Origin of the sequence: Streptomyces sp. DSM 15324, assembly GCF_001514285.1 — a bacterium.
Lineage (GTDB): Bacteria > Actinomycetota > Actinomycetes > Streptomycetales > Streptomycetaceae > Streptomyces.
Map to the genome: position 1 here is coordinate 201,501 of NZ_KQ949027.1, position 18,260 is coordinate 219,760.

Sequence of the window (18,260 nt, forward strand, 5' to 3'; positions counted from 1 at the left end):
TATCTACCGCAGTAGCGCAAGAGGACAGCTCTCGGCGCCCCTCGCCCGCACAGTGGGGTCGCGCTACCAGGCGGCAGAAAGGCACGGGCCGTGGCATCCACGGTCTCCATCGGGTACGGCCGGCTGCTGCGCACGCGCGGCGCCTGGACGTTCCTGCTTCCCGGTTTCGCGGCGCGCCAGCCGTTCGCGATGCTCACCATCTCCATCGTGCTGCTCGTGCAGCACACCACCGGCTCCTACGGCGCGGCAGGCGCCGCCGCTGCGGTCACCGGCGTCTCCATGGCGCTGTTCGCGCCCTACGGCGGACGGCTCGCCGACCGCTACGGACAGCGCGCGGTGCTCGTTCCCGGCGTCCTCGTGCACGGATTCTCGGCCCTGACGCTGACGGCGCTCGCCCTGGCCGACGCGCCCCTGTGGGCGCTGTTCGCCGCTGCCGTGCCCACGGGCGCCTCAGTGCCGCAGATCGGCCCCATGGTGCGGGCTCGCTGGGGCGTGAAGCTGAAGGGGTCGCCGCTGATGACCACCGCGGCGGCCTTCGAGTCCGTCACGGACGAGCTGACCTTCGTCGTCGGCCCACTGCTGGCGACGGCCCTGTGCACCGCCGTGAACCCGGCGGCCGGACTGGTCGCCGAGGCCTCGCTGACCCTGATCGGCGGTCTGCTGTTCGCCGCGCAGAAGAGCACCCAGCCGCAGACCGCCACCGCCGGCCACGCGCGTGTGGAGCACGCCTCGGCGCTGCGCGTCCCTGGTGTGCGCGTACTGGTCGTGGCCTTCCTGGGCATCGGTTCGGTCTTCGGCGGCATGCAGGTCTCGCTGGCCGCGTTCAGCGAGTCGATCGGCGAGCCCGGCCTCAACGGTGTCCTGTACGGGACGTTCGCCGCCGGCAACATGCTGTCCGGCCTGGTCTGCGGGGCCGTCGCCTGGAAGACCGCCCCGCAGCGACGTCTGCTCGTCGGGTACGCCGCACTGGCGCTGACGGCCTCCGGCCTGTGGGCCGCGCATTCGGCGCTCCTGCTGGCGGGCCTGGGCCTGCTGGTCGGCATGTGCATCGCGCCCGCACTGATCACCGGCTACACGTTGGTCGAGGGCCTGGTGCCGGCCCAGGCACGCACCGAGGCGTTCACCTGGCTGACGGGCGCGGTCGCGCTGGGGCAGGCGGCCGCCGTCACGGTCGCCGGCCAGTTGGAGGACCGCTTGTGGTCGGGCGCCGGATTCCTGGTGCCGCTGGGCGGCACGCTGCTCGCCCTGACCACGCTGCTGGCACTGCGGTCGCGGCTGGTGGCGCACCCCCGGGGCCGTACCGTGGCACGTGGCGTCGGTCACCGCGTGCCGCTGACAGTGGACTGATCCTCAGGAATACGTCACTATGGACCCTCGTTAGCACTCATTGAGTGAGAGTGCCAGGAGGAAGACAGTGCCGACCTACCAGTACCAGTGCACCGAGTGCGGCGAGGGCCTCGAGGCGGTGCAGAAGTTCACCGACGACGCGCTGACCGAGTGCCCCCAGTGCGGTGGCCGCCTCAAGAAGGTGTTCTCCGCGGTCGGCATCGTCTTCAAGGGCTCCGGTTTCTACCGCAACGACAGCCGTGGCTCCTCGTCGAGCAGTTCGCCGGCCTCGTCGAAGCCGTCGACGTCCTCGTCGTCCTCCACGGACTCCTCGTCCTCCTCCTCTTCGTCGTCCTCCTCGGAGTCGAAGTCGAGTTCGGGCACTTCGGCGGGCACCTCCGCCGCGTAAGGCCACCTCCCGAGGACCCGGTCGTCGTACGACGACCGGGTCCTCGGTGTTTTCACGATCGAGAGCTGACCGTGTTCGATTTCCGGCTACTGTGCTGGTCATGGCGAACGCAGAGATCGGCGTCATCGGTGGCTCGGGCTTCTACTCGTTCCTCGACGACGTGACAGAGATCCAGGTGGACACCCCCTACGGGGCGCCCAGCGACTCCCTCTTCCTCGGCGAGATCGCCGGGCGACGGGTCGCCTTCCTGCCCCGGCACGGGCGGGGGCATCACCTGCCGCCCCACCGGATCAACTACCGGGCCAACCTGTGGGCGCTGCGTTCCGTGGGGGCGCGCCAGGTTCTGGGCCCGTGCGCCGTTGGCGGGCTGCGCCCCGAGTACGGGCCGGGCACGCTGCTGGTGCCCGATCAGCTGGTCGACCGTACGAAATCCCGGGTGGGCACCTACTTCGACGGACTGCCGCTGCCCGACGGCACAGTGCCCAACGTGGTGCACGTGTCACTGGCCGACCCCTACTGCCCCACCGGGCGCGCGGCCGCGCTCAAGGCGGCTCGCGGACGGGAGTGGGAGCCGGTGGACGGCGGGGCTCTGGTTGTGATCGAGGGGCCCCGGTTCTCCACGCGCGCCGAGTCGTTGTGGCACCAGGCACAGGGCTGGTCGGTGGTGGGCATGACAGGCCACCCGGAGGCGGCGCTCGCCCGTGAACTGGAGCTGTGCTACACGTCGTTGAACCTGGTCACCGACCTGGATGCCGGCGCCGAGTCCGGTGAGGGCGTGTCGCACGAAGAGGTGCTGACCGTGTTCGCGGCGAACGTGGACCGGCTCCGGGGCGTGCTGTTCGACGCGGTGGCCGCGCTACCGCCGAACGAGGGGCGGGACTGCACCTGCGGGAAGGCGTTGGGCGGTATGGATCCGGGCTTCGAGCTGCCGTAGCGGAACGCATCGTTCGGGTGGCGGATTTTTCCACAATCCGTGGATGATCCACCGGCTTCGGCGGGCGGCTGCGTGAGCGGGCATCGTGGCCTGGCTGACCGTTCCCTCGTCGCAGGCGGTGATCCCGTTGTCGCAGTTCTCTTCCTCTCCTTCCGCTTCCTCCCCTTCCTCCTCTTCCTCTCCCGCCCACCCGGTACCTCCGCCGTGCGAGGTGCCGCAGTTCGCTCCGGTGCGGGTCAAGGGCGGGTGGTGTCTGCTGCGCCGGCTCGTGCGGAACCGGCAGCGTGCCGTGGCGCTGGGTCTGGCCGTCACCGCCGCCGCGCTCGTGGCGGCGGGACCCAGGGGCGGCGAGCCGGCTCCGGCGCGCGGGCATCCGGACGGCGACGCATCCGTCCGTGCGCGCTCCACGGCGGGCGAGCCCGTCCGCGGGCGCCCAGCCCACGTGGAGGTAAAGGTGACGGCGCCGGTGCGGATCGCGGACGCGGCGACCGTCCGGCTGCTGCGGCCCGGTGACCGGGTCGACGTCATCGCCGTACCCACAGAAGGCCCCATGGCGGCTGACGCAGAGGCGCGAGTGGTCGCGCGCGGGGCGCGCGTGACGAAGGTGCCCGAGCCCGTGGACCCTTCCACGGTCACCGACGACGGTGGCGGAGGAGCGCTGGTTGTGCTGTCGGTGTCCCGCTCGACCGCGACGCGCCTGGCGGGCGCGAGCGCATCGTCCCGGCTGGCGGTGACCTTGTGGTGAAGAAGAAGTCAAGTCCTTCGTTGGGGCTACCGGACGGGGCACGTGTGGCTCAGGGTGACGTAGGTTGCGGAGCTGTTCGTTCCACGACTTGTGTCACCTCGTGTGCCACAAAGCGTCCACACAAGGAGAGTCCCCGCGGTGAGCAAGAACCAGAATCCGAGCATCTGGCACGGCTTCAAGGCCTTCCTGATGCGAGGGAACGTCGTCGATCTGGCCGTCGCGGTGGTGATCGGCGCGGCCTTCACGAACATCGTGAACTCGGTGGTGAAGGGCATCATCAACCCGCTGGTCGGCGCGATCGGGACGAAGAGCCTGGACAGCTACAGCTCCTGCCTGGAAGATCCGTGCAAGGTCGCGGCGGACGGGACGGTGACGAGCGGTGTGCCGATCCTGTGGGGCGCCGTCCTCGGTGCGGCGCTGAACTTCGTGATCACCGCGGCGGTGGTCTACTTCCTGATGGTGCTGCCGATGGCGAAGTACCTGGCGCGGGTGGAGGCCCGCAGGAAGGCGCGCGAGGGCACGCGGGAGGTCATCGACGTGACCGAGCTGGAGGTGCTGAAGGAGATCCGCGACGTGATGGTGGCGCAGCGGGGTCCGGGGTCCGTCGGGCGGTAGTCGCCGTTTACCGGAGGCTGTGCGGCACCGTCCGGACGGCGCGCGGGACGGTTCAGAGGTGGTGGGGCGGCTTCTCGTCCAGGAAGCGCCTGAGGTCGGCCGCGCTGTCGCCGGACGAGGTGGGACGCTCGCCCCAGCCTCCGTCGGTGTCGTCCGAGGACTGCTGGTCCAGCGGGTCGTCGAAGGACAGCGCGGCCTTCGGGTCGCGCGGCTCGGGGGCGGTCGGGGTGCTCATGCCTCCAGGGTACGTCTCCCCCGGTCAGGACTTTTCGGCGCGCATCTGCTGTGCTGTGGCTCATGACGTCCAGTACTGCTCGCGATCACGCGAGACCGCTGCGCAGGCTCACCGCGCGGGGGCGCGGGGAGGCGCACCGGGTCGCCTCCCCGCTCGAACTCTTCTTCGACCTGTGTTTCGTGGTTGCCGTTGCCCAGGCGGGCGTGCAACTGGTGCACGCGGTGGCCGAGTCCCATGCGGGGGAGGGCGTCCTCAACTACGCGATGGTGTTCTTCGCCATCTGGTGGGCGTGGATGAACTTCACGTGGTTCGCGTCGGCGTACGACAACGACGACGTGCTGTACCGGGTGGTCACGCTGGTGCAGATCGCCGGGGTGCTGGTGCTGGCGGCGGGCGTGTCGCGGGCGTTCGAGGACCACGACTTCGTGGTCGTCTGGTTGGGCTACGTGATCATGAGGTTCGCGCTGAGCTGGCAGTGGCTGCGCGTCGCGTGGTCGGCCGAGGGCCCGGAGCGGACGATGGCACTGCGGTACGCCGGGGGCGTGCTGCTGTGCCAGGTGGGCTGGGCGGGGCTGTTGGTCCTGCCGGAGGGCGGCAGGGTCTGGCTGTTCCTGGTGATGGCGGTGCTCGAGATGTGCGTGCCGGTGTACGCGGAGAAGGACCATCCGACGACCTGGCATCCGCATCACATCGCGGAGCGGTTCGGGCTGTTCACGATCATCGTGCTGGGCGAGACGATCGCGGCGGCCACGGTCGCAGTGAAGTCGGCCGTCGACGAGAGCGACGCGCTGGGCGAGCTGCTGCCGATCGCGGTGGGTGGTCTGCTGATCGTCTTCGCCGCGTGGTGGATCTACTTCGTGGTGCCCATCCACGGGCATCTGCGGTCCAACCAGCAGTCGTTCGTGTGGGGTTACGGTCACTATTTCGTGTTCGCCTCTGCCGCGGCGATCGGTGCGGGCCTGGAGGTGGCGGTGGAGCAGGCCGCCGGCAAGGCGCACCTGTCGACGCCGGCCGCGTCGGCGGCGGTGACACTGCCCACGGCGCTGTATCTGCTGACGGTCTGGGCGCTGCACGCCCGACACTTCAAGGTGGGTCTGGCCCAGCAGTTGGTGCTGCCCGGCGCCGCGCTGCTGGTGATCTGCTGCACCTTCCTCGGCGACTGGGCGGTCCTCGCGGCCGGCCTGGTGGCGGCGCTGACGGTGGCGACGGGGACGACGCTGACGGCGCGCGCGGCCGTGCGGGAGAGCGCGGCGGACGGGGCGGGCCGAGCGGGATAGCCGTACCGGGGCCGGGGCTGGGCGAGACTGGCGGTCATGACAGTTGACGCTCTGACGGATGTCGCGGGCGTACGGGTGGGGCATGCCACCCGCGTCGGCGACGGTTGGCTCACGGGCACCACGGTCGTGCTGGCGCCGGAGGGCGGCGCCGTGGCCGCCGTGGACGTGCGCGGGGGTGGTCCCGGCACCAAGGAGACCGATGCCCTCGATCCGCGCAATGTGGTGCAGCGGGTGGACGCGATCGTTCTGACCGGCGGGAGTGCGTACGGGCTGGACGCGGCGTCGGGGGTGATGGCCTGGCTGGAGGAGCGGGGGCGCGGGGTGCCCGTGGGGGCGGATCCCGGCCAGGTGGTGCCGGTGGTGCCCGCCGCCTGTGTCTTCGACCTGGGGCGGGGCGGTGACTTCCGGGCCCGGCCGGACGCGGAGCTCGGGCGGACCGCGGTCGAGGCGGCTGCCGCGAGCGCGCCGGGGGCGCCGGTGCCGGAGGGGTGCGTGGGGGCCGGGACCGGTGCGGCGGTCGGGGCGATGAAGGGTGGGGTCGGCAGTGCGAGTGTCGTCCTCGGCTCGGGGATCACGGTGGCGGCGCTGGTGGTGGCCAACGCGGTCGGGTCGGTGACGGATCCCGGGACGGGGGTGCTGTACGGGGAGTTGTTCCAGGGGCGGGTGGAGTATCCCGAGGCACGTGTGCACGAGGTGGCGCGTCGGCGGCTCGCCGAGAGCGCCGCGCGCAACGCCCCTCCCCCGCTGAACACGACGCTCGCGGTGGTCGCCACCGACGCGGAGTTGACGAAGGCGCAGGCGCAGAAGCTGGCGGGTACGGCGCACGACGGGATCGCGCGCGCGGTGCGTCCGGTGCATCTGCTGCATGACGGCGACACGGTGTTCACCCTGGCCACGGGGGGCCGGCCGCTCTCCCCCGCGCATCCCCTGGCCCTGAACGACATCCTCGCGGCGGGCGCCGAGGTGGTGACGCGGGCGATCGTACGGGCCGTGCGGGCCGCCGAGTCGGTGGAGGGGGCGGGCGGGGCCTGGCCGTCGTACCGGGAGTTGTACGGGGGCTGAGGGGCCGGCGGCGGGGTCATTGTCTTGGTTCTGTCACGTCATCGCGTTCATTGGACCAAGGAGGGAACCCCGGCGGGTGCCGGGGACCTCCTTTCTCACGTACTGGAGCGGATCACGCACATCACATGAAGCTGGAGCAGCCCGTGACAACGCCGGACATAGCAGCGCGGCGCGTACTGGGAGCCTGTGCCGTCCTGGTGGTCGGCGCCCTGACCCTGACCGCCTGTGGGGGGAGCGCCGACGCCAAGAGCGGTGACGACGGCAAGGGCGGTAAGGGGACCTCGCCCAAGACGTCCACCGCGAAGATCGTCATCTCGGCCAAGGACGGCTCGACGGGGGCGTCCATCAACACGACCGGGGTGAAGGTCAGTGACGGGCGGCTGACCGAGGTGAAGATGACGGTGGCCGGTACGGCGCAGGTCGTCGGGGGCACACTGTCGGCCGACGGCAGCAGCTGGAAGCCGAAGGAGCAGTTGGAGCGCGGCACGAAGTACGAGATATCGGCGACCGCGAAGGACGGGAGCGGCAAGGTCGCCGCCGCCAACTCGATCTTCACCACGGTCACTTCGGCGAGCAGTTTCATCGGGACGTACACGCCGGACGACGGGACGACGGTCGGGGTGGGGATGCCGGTGTCGTTCACGTTCGACAAGGTGATCAGCGACAAGAAGGCCGTGCAGTCGCACATCACGGTGACGTCCAGCAGTGGGCAGCAGGTGGTGGGGCACTGGTTCGGGGCTCAGCGGCTCGACTTCCGGCCCCAGGAGTACTGGAAGGCCGGCTCCAAGGTCACGATGAAGATCGACCTGGACGGCGTCGAGGGCGCGAACGGCGTCTACGGGGTGCAGAAGAAGACGGTCAGTTTCGAGATCGGGCGTTCGCAGGTGTCCACGGTGGACGTGAACACGGAGATGATGACGGTCGTGCGGGACGGGCAGGTCCTGCGGAAGGTGCCGATCTCCTCGGGCAGCCCGCAGCACACCACGTACAACGGTCAGATGGTGATCTCGGAGAAGTTCACGCAGACGCGGATGAACAGCCAGACGGTCGGTCTGGGCGGGGAGTACGACATCCCGGACGTGCCGCATGCGATGCGGCTGACGACGTCGGGGACGTTCATCCACGGCAACTACTGGTACAACAAGGGGAACCCGCCGTTCGGCCGGACGGGTACGAGCCACGGGTGTGTGGGGCTCGCGGATGTGCAGGGCGCGCAGGGCGACACGACGGCGAAGTGGTTCTACGACAACTCGCTGATCGGGGACGTCGTGATCGTGAAGAACTCGCCGGACAAGACGGTGGCGCCGGACAACGGGCTCAACGGCTGGAACATGTCGTGGGCCGAGTGGACCGCGGGGAGCGCGGCCTGAGCGGGGCGGTGCGGATGCCGGTGTTCCGGGGCAACAGGCCTCCCACCGGGGGTTTCTGAGGGATCGTGGGACCGCGCGGGAACTTTTCGCGCGGTCCTCGCGTTTTCCCCGACGTAGGTTTCTCGGTTCCCGGACATGATGTCGGACCGAGGGGCTACGGTATGCACCCACAAGGTGACATGCAGCAACGCCGGGAGAAACCTTGAGCGTTCCGTACGAGACCGCAGCGTACGAACCAGCCGAGTCGCCCGAGTCTCCGGAGGAGCATCTCGCGCGGCTGCTAGGTCGTGCCCTGAACTCGTTCGAGCTGCCGGACGACGTCCTTCGGCGGCTCGACTGTGCGCTGGCGCACGACAGCTCGCTGCACTCCGCGCATCACAGCGCGGGTCTGCACCGTGAGACCTACCGGCACACCTGGCTGCTGGCCGACGGGTGTGCTCTGACGCTGTGGGAGCTGGTGCACAACGCCACCCCGGGCAGCGAACCGCAGCATGAGGTGTACGTCGACGAGGAGGAGTTGCGTACGGCCACCGCGCGGCTGCCGTTGCCGCCGGACGAGCCGGATTTCGAGCTGCCGGTGCTGGCGCCGCTGGAGCCGGTGTCCGCGCCCCGGCACGTGTATGTTCCGGACGACTCGGCGGACCATGCGCGGCGGCTGCTGCGCCGCGCGGAGAACCCCGACCGGCCGGGTCCGGACACGGCCGAGCTGCTGAGGTCGGCGTTCGCGCACCAGATCACGCAGGCGTTCGGGCGGCCCTGTCGGGCGGGCCGGGCGGGTCTGGGGTTCTCGCTGTACGAGCACGCGTTCCTGTTGCGTGACGGGCGGGAGATCTCCCTGTGGGAGGTGGAGCACACGGCGACGCCGGACGGGCGGCACATGTGCGAGGTGTACGAGTCGGAGGCCGAGGCCCGGGAGGCGATGGAGCGCCGGGCGGCGCAGGTCTTCTGACTCCCGCCGTCGTCTGACGTGCAGCGGCCGGTCGCGGCCCCGTCGTGGGGGCTGCGACCGGCCGCTGGTGCAGGTGGCGCGGGGCCGGTGGGTCAGGCCGCGACCGGCTGCTTGGTCTCCGACGCGGGGGCGGACGCGCCGCCGGGGGTCGTCGTGCTGGGGGTGCTGCCGGGTGCCGGCTTGCGCAGGCCCTTGAGGACGACGACCAGGGCCGTGGTGACGCAGACGCCGGCCGCGATGGCGATCAGGTAGAGGAACGGGTTGCCGATCAGCGGGACGACGAAGATGCCGCCGTGCGGGGCGCGCAGGGTGGCGCCGAAGGCCATCGACAGGGCCCCGGTGACAGCGCCGCCGACCATCGAGGAGGGGATCACACGCAGCGGGTCGGCCGCGGCGAACGGGATCGCGCCCTCGGAGATGAAGGAGGCGCCGAGGACCCAGGCGGCCTTGCCGTTCTCACGTTCGGTCTCGGTGAAGAGCTTGCCGCGGACGGTGGTGGCGAGCGCCATCGCGAGGGGCGGGACCATGCCGGCCGCCATGACCGCGGCCATGATCTTCATGGCGGAGTCGCTGGGGCTGGCGACGGCGATGCCGGCGGTGGCGAAGGTGTACGCGACCTTGTTGACGGGGCCGCCGAGGTCGAAGCACATCATCAGGCCGAGGAGGGCGCCGAGGAGGACGGCGTTGGTGCCGGTGAGGCCGTTCAGTCCGTCGGTGAGGGCCTTCTGGGCGGAGGCGATGGGCTTGCCGATGACGACGAACATCAGGAATCCGACGATGGCCGAGGAGATCAGCGGGATCACCACGACCGGCATGATGCCGCGTACCGCCGGTGGGATCTTCACCTTCTGGATCGACAGCACCACACCACCGGCAATCAGACCGGCGGCGAGACCGCCGAGGAAACCCGCGTTGATGGTGACGGAGATCGCGCCTCCGACGAAGCCGGGCACGAGTCCCGGCCGGTCCGCCATGCCGTAGGCGATGTAGCCGGCGAGGACGGGGACCAGGAAGCCGAAGGAGACGACGCCGATCTGGAAGAGCAGCGCGGCCCAGCTGTCGCTCTGGGTCCACACGAAGTGGTCCATGACCGACGGAGCCTTGTTGATCTTGTAGCCGCCGATCGCGAAGCCGAGGGCGATGAGCAGACCGCCGGCCGCGACGAACGGGACCATGTAGGAGACGCCGGACATCAGCCACTTGCGGAGCTTGGTGCCGTAGCCCTCGGAGGAGTCGCCCGCGCGTTCCACCGGGGTGCCGGGCGCGGCCGCGGCGGTGACCTCGCCGCGCTCCGCCTTGCCGCGCACCTCGGTGATGAGTTCGGCGGGGCGGTTGATGCCCGCCTTCACGCCGACGTCGACGGTGGGCTTCCCCGCGAAGCGGTCCTTCTCACGGACGGGGACGTCGTGGGCGAAGATCACGCCGTCGGCGGCGGCGATGACGGCCGGGTCGAGCCGGGTGAAGCCGGCCGAGCCCTGGGTCTCGACGGTGACCTCGACGCCCGCCTCGCGGCCGGCGTTCTCCAGGGACTCGGCGGCCATGTAGGTGTGGGCGATGCCGGTGGGGCAGGAGGTGACGGCGACGATCCGGAAGGGGCGGGCCGCGGGCTCGGGGGTGGTGGCCGTGTCGGTGTCGGCGGAGGCCGCCGCCGACACCGACACGGAGCTTTCGGAGGCACCAGCGGTGGCGCCCGAGGAGGCGCCCTCACCCGCAGAGCCGCCCGTGCCCGCAGAAGCGCCCTCACGCGCAGCGGCACCCTCGGCCGCCACGGCCGGGGCTTCCTCGCCGCGGATCAGGGCCGCCGCGGCGGCCGGGTCGCCGACGGCGCGCAGTGCGTCGGTGAACTCGGCGTTCATCAGCTGGCGGGCGAGGGACGACAGGATCGTGAGATGGGCGTCGTCGGCGCCGGCGGGGGCGGCGATCAGGAAGATCAGGTCGGCGGGGCCGTCGGCCGCGCCGAAGTCGATGCCGGTGGCGCTGCGGCCGAAGGCGAGGGTCGGCTCGGTGACGTGCTCGCTGCGGCAGTGCGGGATGCCGATGCCGCCGTCGAGGCCCGTGGGCATCTGGGCCTCGCGGGCGGCCACGTCGGCGAGGAAGCCGTCCAGGTCGGTCACCCGGCCCTGGGCCACCATGCGTGCGGCGAGGGACCGCGCGGCGGCTTCCTTGGTGTCGGCGGACAGGTCGAGGTCGACCAGGTCCGCGGTGATCATGTCGCTCATCGCGGGCTCCTTCGCACGCGTATCGCCCGGGACGTGGGGTGGGCGCGGGTGAGGGTGGGGACGGGGGTGGGGGTGGGGGTGGGGTGGGGAGAGGGGAGGCGGGCGGCGCGTAACAGGAGGGTCGTCATGACGTCGGCTCCCTCAGTTCGCGGTCCACCGGCACGTCCGCGGTGACCGTCACCGCCGCCGGGTCCAGGTCGCCCGGGGTCGGCATGACGCTGCCGGGCAGCTGTACGGCCGCCGCGCCGTGGGCGACGGCGGAGGCGAGCGCCGCCGGGCCTCGGCCGCCGGCGATGAGGAACCCCGCGAGGGAGGAGTCACCGGCGCCGACGTTGCTGCGGACGGCGTCGACGCGGGCGCTCGCGAACCAGGTGCCCGCGTCCTCGACGAGGAGTTGTCCGTCGGCGCCGAGGCTGGCGAGGACGGTACGGGCGCCCATCTCGCGCAGTTCCTCGGCCGCCTTCACCGCGTCGCCGACCGTGGCCAGGGGGCGGCCGACGGCCTCGGCGAGTTCCTCGGCGTTCGGCTTGACCACGTCGGGCCGCTCGCGCAGCGCTTCGAGGAGGGCGCGGCCGGACGTGTCCAGGGCGATCCGTGCGCCCCCGGCGTGCGCCCGGGCGACGACCTCGGCGTACCAGGAGGGGGCGAGGCCTCGGGGCAGGCTGCCGCAGCAGGCGATCCAGTCGGCGTCGCGCGACTGCGCGCGGACAGTCTCCAGGAGGAGTTCCTGCTCGTCGGGGGAGAGCTCGGGGCCCGGCGCGTTGATCTTCGTCAGGACGCCGTCGGACTCGGCGAGCGCGATGTTGGAGCGGGTGGCCCCGGCGACCGGGACGGGGGCGACCTCGATGCCCTGGGCGTCGAGGAGTTCGGCGACGAGTGCGCCGGGCGCACCACCGAGGGGCAGGACGGCGACCGTGCGCCGGCCGGCCGCGGCGACCGCGCGGGAGACGTTGACGCCCTTGCCGCCCGGGTCCATCCGCTCGCCGGTGGCGCGGATGACCTCGCCGCGGTCGAGGGCGGGGACCTCGTAGGTGCGGTCCAGGGACGGGTTGGGGGTGACCGTGAGGATCACTCCGCGAGGGGTGGTGGGGGTGCCGCTCATGCTCGTACCACTTCCGTGCCGCCGCGCTCGATGGCGGCCGCGTCGTCGTCGCTCAGCCCGCTGTCGGTGATCAGCAGGTCCACGTCGCTCAGGTCGCCGAAGCGGGCGAAGTGCTCCTGGCCGTGCTTGGCGGAGTCGGCGAGCAGGACGACCCGGCGCGCTGCGGCGACGGCCGCCCGCTTGACCGCGGCCTCGGCGAGGTCGGGGGTGGTCAGTCCGTGCTCGGTGGAGAAACCGTTGGCCGCCACAAAAAGTACATCAGCCCGGATTTCGCCGTAAGCGCGGAGCGCCCAGGCGTCCACGGCGGCGCGCGTACGGTGCCGTACGCGCCCTCCGACGAGGTGGAGCTGCATGCCGGGGTGGTCCGCGAGGCGGGCCGCGACGGGCAGGCTGTGGGTGACGACGGTGAGCTCGGCCTCCAGCGGGAGCGCGGCCGCGAGGCGGGCGACCGTGGTGCCGGCGTCGAGGATCATCGTGCCCTCGGAGGGCACTTCCGTCAGGGCCGCCTTGGCGATGCGGTCCTTCTCGTCGGTGGAGGTGCCTTCGCGTTCGGCGAGGTCCGGTTCGAAGTCGAGGCGTCCGGCCGGTATGGCACCGCCGTGGACCCGGCGCACCAGTCCGGCGCGGTCGAGGGCCTTCAGGTCGCGGCGGATGGTCTCCGCCGTCACCTGGAACTCCTCGGCCAGCGACAGGACGTCCACCCGGCCGCCCTCACGGGCGAGCCGCAGGATCTCCTGCTGCCGCTCCGGTGCGTACATGTCCGCTCGCCTTCCGATTGCGCCCGACTACTTCTGGCTACTTCTGGCTACTTCTGATTCATTCCGAATCATGTCCGAACTTGTGGTTTCAAGCCGAGGCTACGCCCGGATTTCCGCAAAGTAAACAGGTTCGGGCTTCATTCGGGCATGAACGGACTTCCCTACCCCAAGCGATCGCGAAGTAGGTCGGTTCCCGTCCTACTTCTGCGGCATGCTCGGACGCATGACCACGGACACTCCGGCACGGCTGCTGCAGTTGCTCTCCCTCCTCCAGACGCCCCGCGAGTGGCCCGGCGGTGAGCTGTCCCGGCGGCTCGGCGTGTCCCGGCGCACCGTGCGGCGGGACATCGACCGGCTGCGCGAGCTCGGGTATCCGGTGCAGGCCAGCAAGGGCGCGGACGGCGGGTACCGGCTGGTCGCGGGCAAGGCGATGCCGCCGCTGGTGCTGGACGACGAGGAGGCGGTGGCGATCGCGGTCGGGCTGCGGGCGGGCGCGGGGCACGCGGTGGAGGGTGTGGACGAGGCGTCCGTACGGGCCCTGGCCAAGCTGGAACAGGTGCTGCCCGCCCGCCTGCGCCGCCGCGTCACCACGCTCCAGGCCGCGACCACCCCGCTGACCAGCGGGGACGGGGCGACCATCGCGCCGGAGACGTTGACCGTGATGGCCTCCACGGTCGCCGGGCACGAGCGGCTGCGGTTCGCCTACCAGGCGAAGGACGGCACCGAGTCACGGCGGCTGACCGAGCCGTACCGGCTGGTGTCGACGGGACGGCGCTGGTACCTCGTGGCCTACGACGTCGACCGGGCCGACTGGCGGACCTTCCGCGTGGACCGGGTGAGCGAGCCGTTCGCGACCGGGGCGCGGTTCACACCCCGGGAGCTGCCAGAGGGGGACGCGGCGGCTTACCTGCGGCGGTCCTTGCAGGGCCAGACGCCCGAGTACGTGTTCGACGTCGCCTTCGCGGAGCCGCCCGAGGCCGTCGCGGCGCGGCTGCCGGCCTGGATGGGCCGGCCGGAGCAGGACGGGACGGCCGGGAGCCGGCTGCGCGGGACGACGGCCGATCCCGTGGAGTGGCTGGCGATGCGGCTCGCGATGCTGGGGTGCGAGTTCTCGGTGCGGGAACCCCGGGAACTGGTGGAGTGCGTAAGGGAGTTGGGGGCACGGTTGGGGCGCGCGGGAGGTGCCGGGGGCGCGCGTTGAGTCAGGTGCGCTCCGGTTCCCAGGCGAACCCCCTCAGCGCCTCCAGGTTGCGCAGCGCCAGCGCCGCCGGACCGTCCGGGGCGGTGGCGGGGGTGTCGTTCACGGCCCAGCTCTGTACGGCGACCCGGACCGCGGCGCTCACGACGGCGGCGCCGAAACGCAGGTGCGGCGTGACCCCGGCGTTCCCGACACCGGCCGCCCCGACACCGGCCGCCCCGACACCGGCCGTACCGGTGCCAGCCGGGCCGAGGCCAGCCGCCCCAACACCGCCCTGCCCGGCTTGGCCCATCCCGACACCGCCCGGCCCGGCGTGGCCCATCCCGACACCGCCCTGCCCGGCATCACCGACCCCGGAATCACCCTCCCCGCCCTCGCCCGTGGGCTGCTGCGCGCCGGTGTGCCGTTGCGCGCCGGTGAGCCGTTCCGCCAGCACCCGCGCCAGTGACTCCTCCGATGCCTGGCAGACCTCCGCCCAGACCTTCCCGAGGGCGGGCACGGCCTCCGCCAGGCGGATGAGGGTGCGGACCCATTCCCAGGAGGCGGCCGAGACACCCTGGCCCGGGACGAGGGTGTGGTGGACGGCGTGGGCGAGCGCGTCGGGCAGCGGAAGGGCGGGCGGGGCCTCGCGGACCGCTTCGACCCAGCGCTGGGCGCCCGCCGCGTAGAGGGGGGCGACGGCCTCTTCCTTGGTGGCGCAGTAGCGGTAGAACGTGCGTGGGGCGATGCCGGCGGCCTGGGCGATGTCCTCGGCGCGGGTGGCCTTGAGGCCATGGGCGACGAAGAGGCCCGCCGCGGCTCTGGCGATCTCCATCCGGGTCGCCGCCTTGCGCCGCTCGGTCAGGGAGGCCGTGGCGGGGGTGGTGCTGGTCACGCTCGGCAGGCTATGCCCATGTGGCACAATCTGCCATCCGGGCGGGGCACCCCGTGGTTCAGGTACGGGGTGACCCGCCCCCCTCGGCATCGCGCAGAGCCTGGGACGGCATCGGCGGCCCACCGCGGCATCGGAACAAACCCGGGTCGGCAATGGACCCGCGGACCAGGGCGAGCCGGGCCCCGGCGCCCGGGGGAAGGCGCCGAAGCCCGGCTCGGGGAAAGTCCCGGCGCCGGGGGGATGGTGCGTCGGGACGTGGTTCTCGGGAAGCGGGACGGGTGGCGCAGGTCTCGAACCCCCGTGCCCTGAAGTCTTGTTCCCCGGTCCCCGGCCTTGAAGCGGCGTTGTATCGCCATGTTCGCGCGGCGGGCCCCCTCCGCGTAAGCGGTCCGCGACCACCCCGCGTAGGCGGTCGACGACATCCCCGCGCACGCTGCCGCACGCGCCCCGGCGAGCCCCACCACCCGGCGCAGCCCCACCACCCGGCGCAGGCGGGGCGGACCCGCGTGCCGGGGCGGACCCGCGTGCCGGGGCGGACCCGCGTGCCCCGGGGTGTGCCGAGGATGATGATCCGGCGGGGAGCCGGGGCGCCGGTGGGCCGGGAAGCCTCCGCGCCTAGGCCGCGGCCTCGAACCCGGTGTCGCGGGCCAGCTTCTTCAGCTCCAGCAGGGCGTGCTTCTCGATCTGGCGGATGCGTTCGCGGGTGAGGCCGTGCTCCTTGCCGACCTCGGTGAGGGTGCGCTCCCGGCCGTCCTCGATGCCGTACCGCATCTTGATGATGGAGGCGGTGCGCGGGTCGAGGCGGTCGATGAGGCCGTCGAGTTCCTCACTGCGCAGCAGTGTGAGGACCGACTGCTCGGGCGACACCGCCGAGGTGTCCTCCAGGAGGTCGCCGAACTGGGTCTCGCCCTCGTCGTCCACCGACATGTTCAGGGACACCGGGTCGCGGGCCCAGTCCAGGACGTCCGTGACACGCTCGGGGGTGGAGCCGAGTTCCGCGGCGATCTCCTGGGGCTCGGGTTCGCGGCCGTGTTCACGGTTGAACTCGCGCTGGACGCGGCGGATCCGGCCGAGCTCCTCCACCAGGTGGACGGGCAGGCGGATCGTGCGCGACTGGTCGGCGATCGAGCGGGTGATGGCCTGGCGGATCCACCAGGTGGCGTACGTCGAGAACTTGAAGCCCTTGCGGTAGTCGAACTTCTCCACCGCGCGGACCAGTCCGGCGTTGCCCTCCTGGATCAGGTCGAGCAGGGGCAGACCGCTGCGCGGGTAGCGACGGGCGACGGCGACGACCAGACGGAGGTTGGAGCGGATGAAGACGTCCTTGGCGCGCTCGCTCTCGGCGACCAGGGCCTCCAGTTCCTCACGGGTGGCGTCCGCGCGGGACTCCTCGTACCCGTCGAGGACCTGTCGCGCGAACACACCCGCCTCGATGATCTGGGACAGCTCGACTTCCTTGGCGGCGTCGAGCAGCGGTGTACGCGCGATCTCGTCGAGGTACATGCCGACCAGGTCGCGGTCGGCGATCTCGCCGCCATGGGCGCGAACACTGCTTGCCGCGCCGGTCCGGCCACTGGCGGACTGACGACGGGCGACGGCACGGGTTGCCATGCGTGCTCCCTTGCGATGGTGGGGTCAGCGGGTGGTCCGTGGACACCGGGCCCTCGCTCAGTGGTCCCGGGACTCTCGCTTCGGGACTCTGCTCGTGTGCCCTGCATCCGATGGAAACAACGACTGGAATCAGGACAGAATTCCCAACCGGCACCCCGGATTTTCTGATCATGCAGTACCCTGTCCGGCCATGGCGGGCCACACGGGGAGAAGCGATGGCGTCCGAGCACGCGGAGGTGCAGGTCAGGCCAGGAGTCGAGGGGGACCTCGCGGCTCTCACCGACCTCTACAACCACTACGTTCGTGAGACGCCCATCACATTCGATACCGCGGTCTTCACTCCGGAAGAGCGCCGTCCTTGGCTGCTCTCCCACCCTGAAGACGGCCCGTACCGGCTGAAGGTTGCCGCGGACGCGAACTCACAGGAGATTCTGGGGTACGCCACATCCAGCCCTTACAGGCCGAAGGCCGCCTACTCGACGTCGGTGGAGGTGACGGTCTACGTGGCCCCGCACGCCGCGGGCCGCGGGATCGGCACACTGCTCTACACGGCGCTCTTCGAGGCGCTCGCCGGGGAGGATCTGCACCGGGCGTACGCGGGGATCGCGCAGCCTAACGAAGCGTCCACGCGGCTGCATGAACGCTTCGGTTTCCGGCATGTGGGCACCTACCGGGAGGTGGGCCGCAAGTTCGGCCGCTACTGGGACGTCGCCTGGTACGAGAAGGGGCTCCCGGGGTCCTGGGGGAAGGGTTCCTAGCCGAACTGCACCGACCGCTTGGCCAGCCCCATCCAGAACCCGTCGATCACCGACTTCTGCGCGTCCAGTTCGCCGGAGACCTCGGCGGCGCCCATGGTCACGAAGAGCGGGGCGAAGTGCTCGGTGCGGGGGTGGGCGTAGCGGCCGGCCGGGGCCTTGTGGAGGAAGTCCAGCAGGGAGTCCCAGTCGCGGGCCTCCATGGCGCGCCGGCCCCAGTCGTCGAACTCCACCGACCAGGAGGGGATGCCGCCCTGCCGCAGGGCTGCGAGGTTGTGGGTGAAGAAGCCGGAGCCGACGATCAGGACGCCCTCGTCGCGCAGGGGGGCCAGCTTCCGGCCGATCTCCATGAGCCGGACGGGGTCGAGGGTCGGCATCGAGACCTGGAGGACGGGGATGTCGGCGGCCGGGAACATCTCGACGAGCGGGACGTACGCGCCGTGGTCGAGGCCTCGGTCGGGGATGTCCTGGACGGGGATCCCGGGGGCGCGCAGCAACTTGCGCACGCTCTCGGCGAGCTCCGGCGCGCCGGGGGCGTCGTACTTCACCTGGTAGTAATGCTCGGGGAAGCCCCAGAAGTCGTAGACCAGGGGTACGGGCTCGACGGCGCCGAGGGCGAGGGGGGCCTCCTCCCAGTGGGCGGAGATCATCAGGATCGCCTTGGGTCGGGGCAGGCCCGCGGACCAGGCGGCGAGTTCGCCCGGCCAGATCGGGTCGTCCGCGAGCGGTGGCGCGCCATGGCTGAGGTACAGGGCGGGCATGCGTTCCTGAGTGGCGGCGGACATGACGGCGGCTCCTTCCGGTGCCCGGTCGACTCCCTA

The 18,260-nt window shown here is 71.6% G+C and carries 18 protein-coding genes; 11 read left to right on the forward strand and 7 right to left on the reverse strand.

The genetic code is table 11. The features are described from left to right. The first annotated feature begins 90 nt into the window (after window positions 1–90). From AQJ58_RS17680 to mscL, 5 genes are all read left to right on the forward strand, one after another. Window positions 91–1,347, forward strand: a complete 1,257-nt coding sequence (locus AQJ58_RS17680) for an MFS transporter (protein ID WP_067251227.1) — start codon at window positions 91–93, stop codon at window positions 1,345–1,347. Window positions 1,348–1,414: 67 nt separating this feature from the next. Next, window positions 1,415–1,735: an FmdB family zinc ribbon protein gene (locus tag AQJ58_RS40830; protein ID WP_079078997.1), complete on the forward strand. Its 321-nt coding sequence runs from the start codon at window positions 1,415–1,417 to the stop codon at window positions 1,733–1,735. Window positions 1,736–1,835: 100 nt separating this feature from the next. Next, entirely contained in the window at window positions 1,836–2,669 is an 834-nt protein-coding gene (locus tag AQJ58_RS17685; protein ID WP_067251787.1) for an S-methyl-5'-thioadenosine phosphorylase, read from the forward strand. 127 nt (window positions 2,670–2,796) lie between these two features. Beyond that, window positions 2,797–3,414: an RcpC/CpaB family pilus assembly protein gene (locus AQJ58_RS17690; RefSeq protein WP_107122088.1), complete on the forward strand. Its 618-nt coding sequence runs from the start codon at window positions 2,797–2,799 to the stop codon at window positions 3,412–3,414. Between the two features lie 138 nt (window positions 3,415–3,552). After that, complete coding sequence (gene mscL / locus AQJ58_RS17695; RefSeq protein ID WP_067251230.1) at window positions 3,553–4,029, forward strand: large conductance mechanosensitive channel protein MscL; 477 nt, start codon at window positions 3,553–3,555, stop codon at window positions 4,027–4,029. Between the two features lie 52 nt (window positions 4,030–4,081). Here mscL and AQJ58_RS17700 read toward each other — a convergent pair whose 3' ends face one another. Then, window positions 4,082–4,264 carry a hypothetical protein gene (locus AQJ58_RS17700; protein WP_067251232.1) on the reverse strand — a complete coding sequence of 61 codons (183 nt, stop codon included), beginning with the start codon at window positions 4,262–4,264 and terminating at the stop codon, window positions 4,082–4,084. A 62-nt stretch (window positions 4,265–4,326) separates the two neighbouring features. Between AQJ58_RS17700 and AQJ58_RS17705 the strand changes: the two genes are divergently transcribed. The 4 genes from AQJ58_RS17705 (at window position 4,327) to AQJ58_RS17720 (ending at window position 8,922) form a co-directional block, all read left to right on the forward strand. Then, window positions 4,327–5,541 (forward strand): low temperature requirement protein A, encoded by a 1,215-nt coding sequence (locus AQJ58_RS17705; RefSeq protein ID WP_067251789.1) that lies wholly within the window; start codon window positions 4,327–4,329, stop codon window positions 5,539–5,541. A 36-nt stretch (window positions 5,542–5,577) separates the two neighbouring features. Further along, the gene (locus tag AQJ58_RS17710; RefSeq protein WP_067251234.1) at window positions 5,578–6,603 is read left to right on the forward strand and encodes a P1 family peptidase; all 1,026 of its coding nucleotides are present in this window, start codon (window positions 5,578–5,580) and stop codon (window positions 6,601–6,603) included. A 143-nt stretch (window positions 6,604–6,746) separates the two neighbouring features. After that, the gene (locus AQJ58_RS17715; RefSeq protein ID WP_067251791.1) at window positions 6,747–7,973 is read left to right on the forward strand and encodes a L,D-transpeptidase; all 1,227 of its coding nucleotides are present in this window, start codon (window positions 6,747–6,749) and stop codon (window positions 7,971–7,973) included. 202 nt (window positions 7,974–8,175) lie between these two features. Continuing rightward, entirely contained in the window at window positions 8,176–8,922 is a 747-nt protein-coding gene (locus AQJ58_RS17720; RefSeq protein WP_067251236.1) for a DUF6227 family protein, read from the forward strand. A 92-nt stretch (window positions 8,923–9,014) separates the two neighbouring features. Here the strand turns inward: AQJ58_RS17720 and AQJ58_RS17725 are convergent, their stop codons facing one another. The 3 genes from AQJ58_RS17725 to AQJ58_RS17735 all read right to left on the reverse strand — a co-directional run bounded on the left by AQJ58_RS17725 (window position 9,015) and on the right by AQJ58_RS17735 (window position 13,001). Next, the gene (locus tag AQJ58_RS17725) at window positions 9,015–11,141 is read right to left on the reverse strand and encodes a PTS fructose transporter subunit IIABC (protein ID WP_067251238.1); all 2,127 of its coding nucleotides are present in this window, start codon (window positions 11,139–11,141) and stop codon (window positions 9,015–9,017) included. Window positions 11,142–11,265: 124 nt separating this feature from the next. Next, entirely contained in the window at window positions 11,266–12,213 is a 948-nt protein-coding gene (gene pfkB, locus AQJ58_RS17730; protein ID WP_067251240.1) for a 1-phosphofructokinase, read from the reverse strand. 26 nt (window positions 12,214–12,239) lie between these two features. Continuing rightward, complete coding sequence (locus AQJ58_RS17735) at window positions 12,240–13,001, reverse strand: DeoR/GlpR family DNA-binding transcription regulator (protein WP_067251242.1); 762 nt, start codon at window positions 12,999–13,001, stop codon at window positions 12,240–12,242. Window positions 13,002–13,224: 223 nt separating this feature from the next. Between AQJ58_RS17735 and AQJ58_RS17740 the strand changes: the two genes are divergently transcribed. Then, window positions 13,225–14,202, forward strand: coding sequence for a helix-turn-helix transcriptional regulator (locus AQJ58_RS17740; protein WP_199844604.1), 978 nt, complete (start codon window positions 13,225–13,227; stop codon window positions 14,200–14,202). Window position 14,203: 1 nt separating this feature from the next. On the opposite strand, the gene AQJ58_RS40835 is transcribed toward AQJ58_RS17740, so the two are convergent. Both AQJ58_RS40835 and AQJ58_RS17750 read right to left on the reverse strand, forming a co-directional pair. Further along, window positions 14,204–15,073, reverse strand: coding sequence for a TetR/AcrR family transcriptional regulator (locus AQJ58_RS40835; RefSeq protein WP_234360079.1), 870 nt, complete (start codon window positions 15,071–15,073; stop codon window positions 14,204–14,206). Between the two features lie 615 nt (window positions 15,074–15,688). After that, window positions 15,689–16,684, reverse strand: a complete 996-nt coding sequence (locus tag AQJ58_RS17750) for a sigma-70 family RNA polymerase sigma factor (protein ID WP_067251246.1) — start codon at window positions 16,682–16,684, stop codon at window positions 15,689–15,691. Between the two features lie 215 nt (window positions 16,685–16,899). Between AQJ58_RS17750 and AQJ58_RS17755 the strand changes: the two genes are divergently transcribed. After that, window positions 16,900–17,442, forward strand: a complete 543-nt coding sequence (locus AQJ58_RS17755; RefSeq protein ID WP_067251248.1) for a GNAT family N-acetyltransferase — start codon at window positions 16,900–16,902, stop codon at window positions 17,440–17,442. Here the strand turns inward: AQJ58_RS17755 and AQJ58_RS17760 are convergent. Then, the gene (locus tag AQJ58_RS17760; RefSeq protein WP_067251249.1) at window positions 17,439–18,224 is read right to left on the reverse strand and encodes a dioxygenase family protein; all 786 of its coding nucleotides are present in this window, start codon (window positions 18,222–18,224) and stop codon (window positions 17,439–17,441) included. The genes AQJ58_RS17755 and AQJ58_RS17760 overlap by 4 nt on opposite strands. Between the last annotated feature and the right edge of the window lie 36 nt (window positions 18,225–18,260).

Excerpts from the sequence above, each read along its gene's own strand:
- AQJ58_RS17685 (WP_067251787.1), top strand. The coding sequence starts at position 1,836 with ATGGCGAACGCAGAGATCGGCGTCATCGGTGGCTCGGGCTTCTACTCG.
- AQJ58_RS17700 (WP_067251232.1), bottom strand. The coding sequence starts at position 4,264 with ATGAGCACCCCGACCGCCCCCGAGCCGCGCGACCCGAAGGCCGCGCTG.
- AQJ58_RS17705 (WP_067251789.1), top strand. The coding sequence starts at position 4,327 with ATGACGTCCAGTACTGCTCGCGATCACGCGAGACCGCTGCGCAGGCTC.
- AQJ58_RS17710 (WP_067251234.1), top strand. The coding sequence starts at position 5,578 with ATGACAGTTGACGCTCTGACGGATGTCGCGGGCGTACGGGTGGGGCAT.
- AQJ58_RS17725 (WP_067251238.1), bottom strand. The coding sequence starts at position 11,141 with ATGAGCGACATGATCACCGCGGACCTGGTCGACCTCGACCTGTCCGCC.
- AQJ58_RS17735 (WP_067251242.1), bottom strand. The coding sequence starts at position 13,001 with ATGTACGCACCGGAGCGGCAGCAGGAGATCCTGCGGCTCGCCCGTGAG.
- AQJ58_RS17740 (WP_199844604.1), top strand. The coding sequence starts at position 13,225 with ATGACCACGGACACTCCGGCACGGCTGCTGCAGTTGCTCTCCCTCCTC.
- AQJ58_RS17750 (WP_067251246.1), bottom strand. The coding sequence starts at position 16,684 with ATGGCAACCCGTGCCGTCGCCCGTCGTCAGTCCGCCAGTGGCCGGACC.
- AQJ58_RS17755 (WP_067251248.1), top strand. The coding sequence starts at position 16,900 with ATGGCGTCCGAGCACGCGGAGGTGCAGGTCAGGCCAGGAGTCGAGGGG.
- AQJ58_RS17760 (WP_067251249.1), bottom strand. The coding sequence starts at position 18,224 with ATGTCCGCCGCCACTCAGGAACGCATGCCCGCCCTGTACCTCAGCCAT.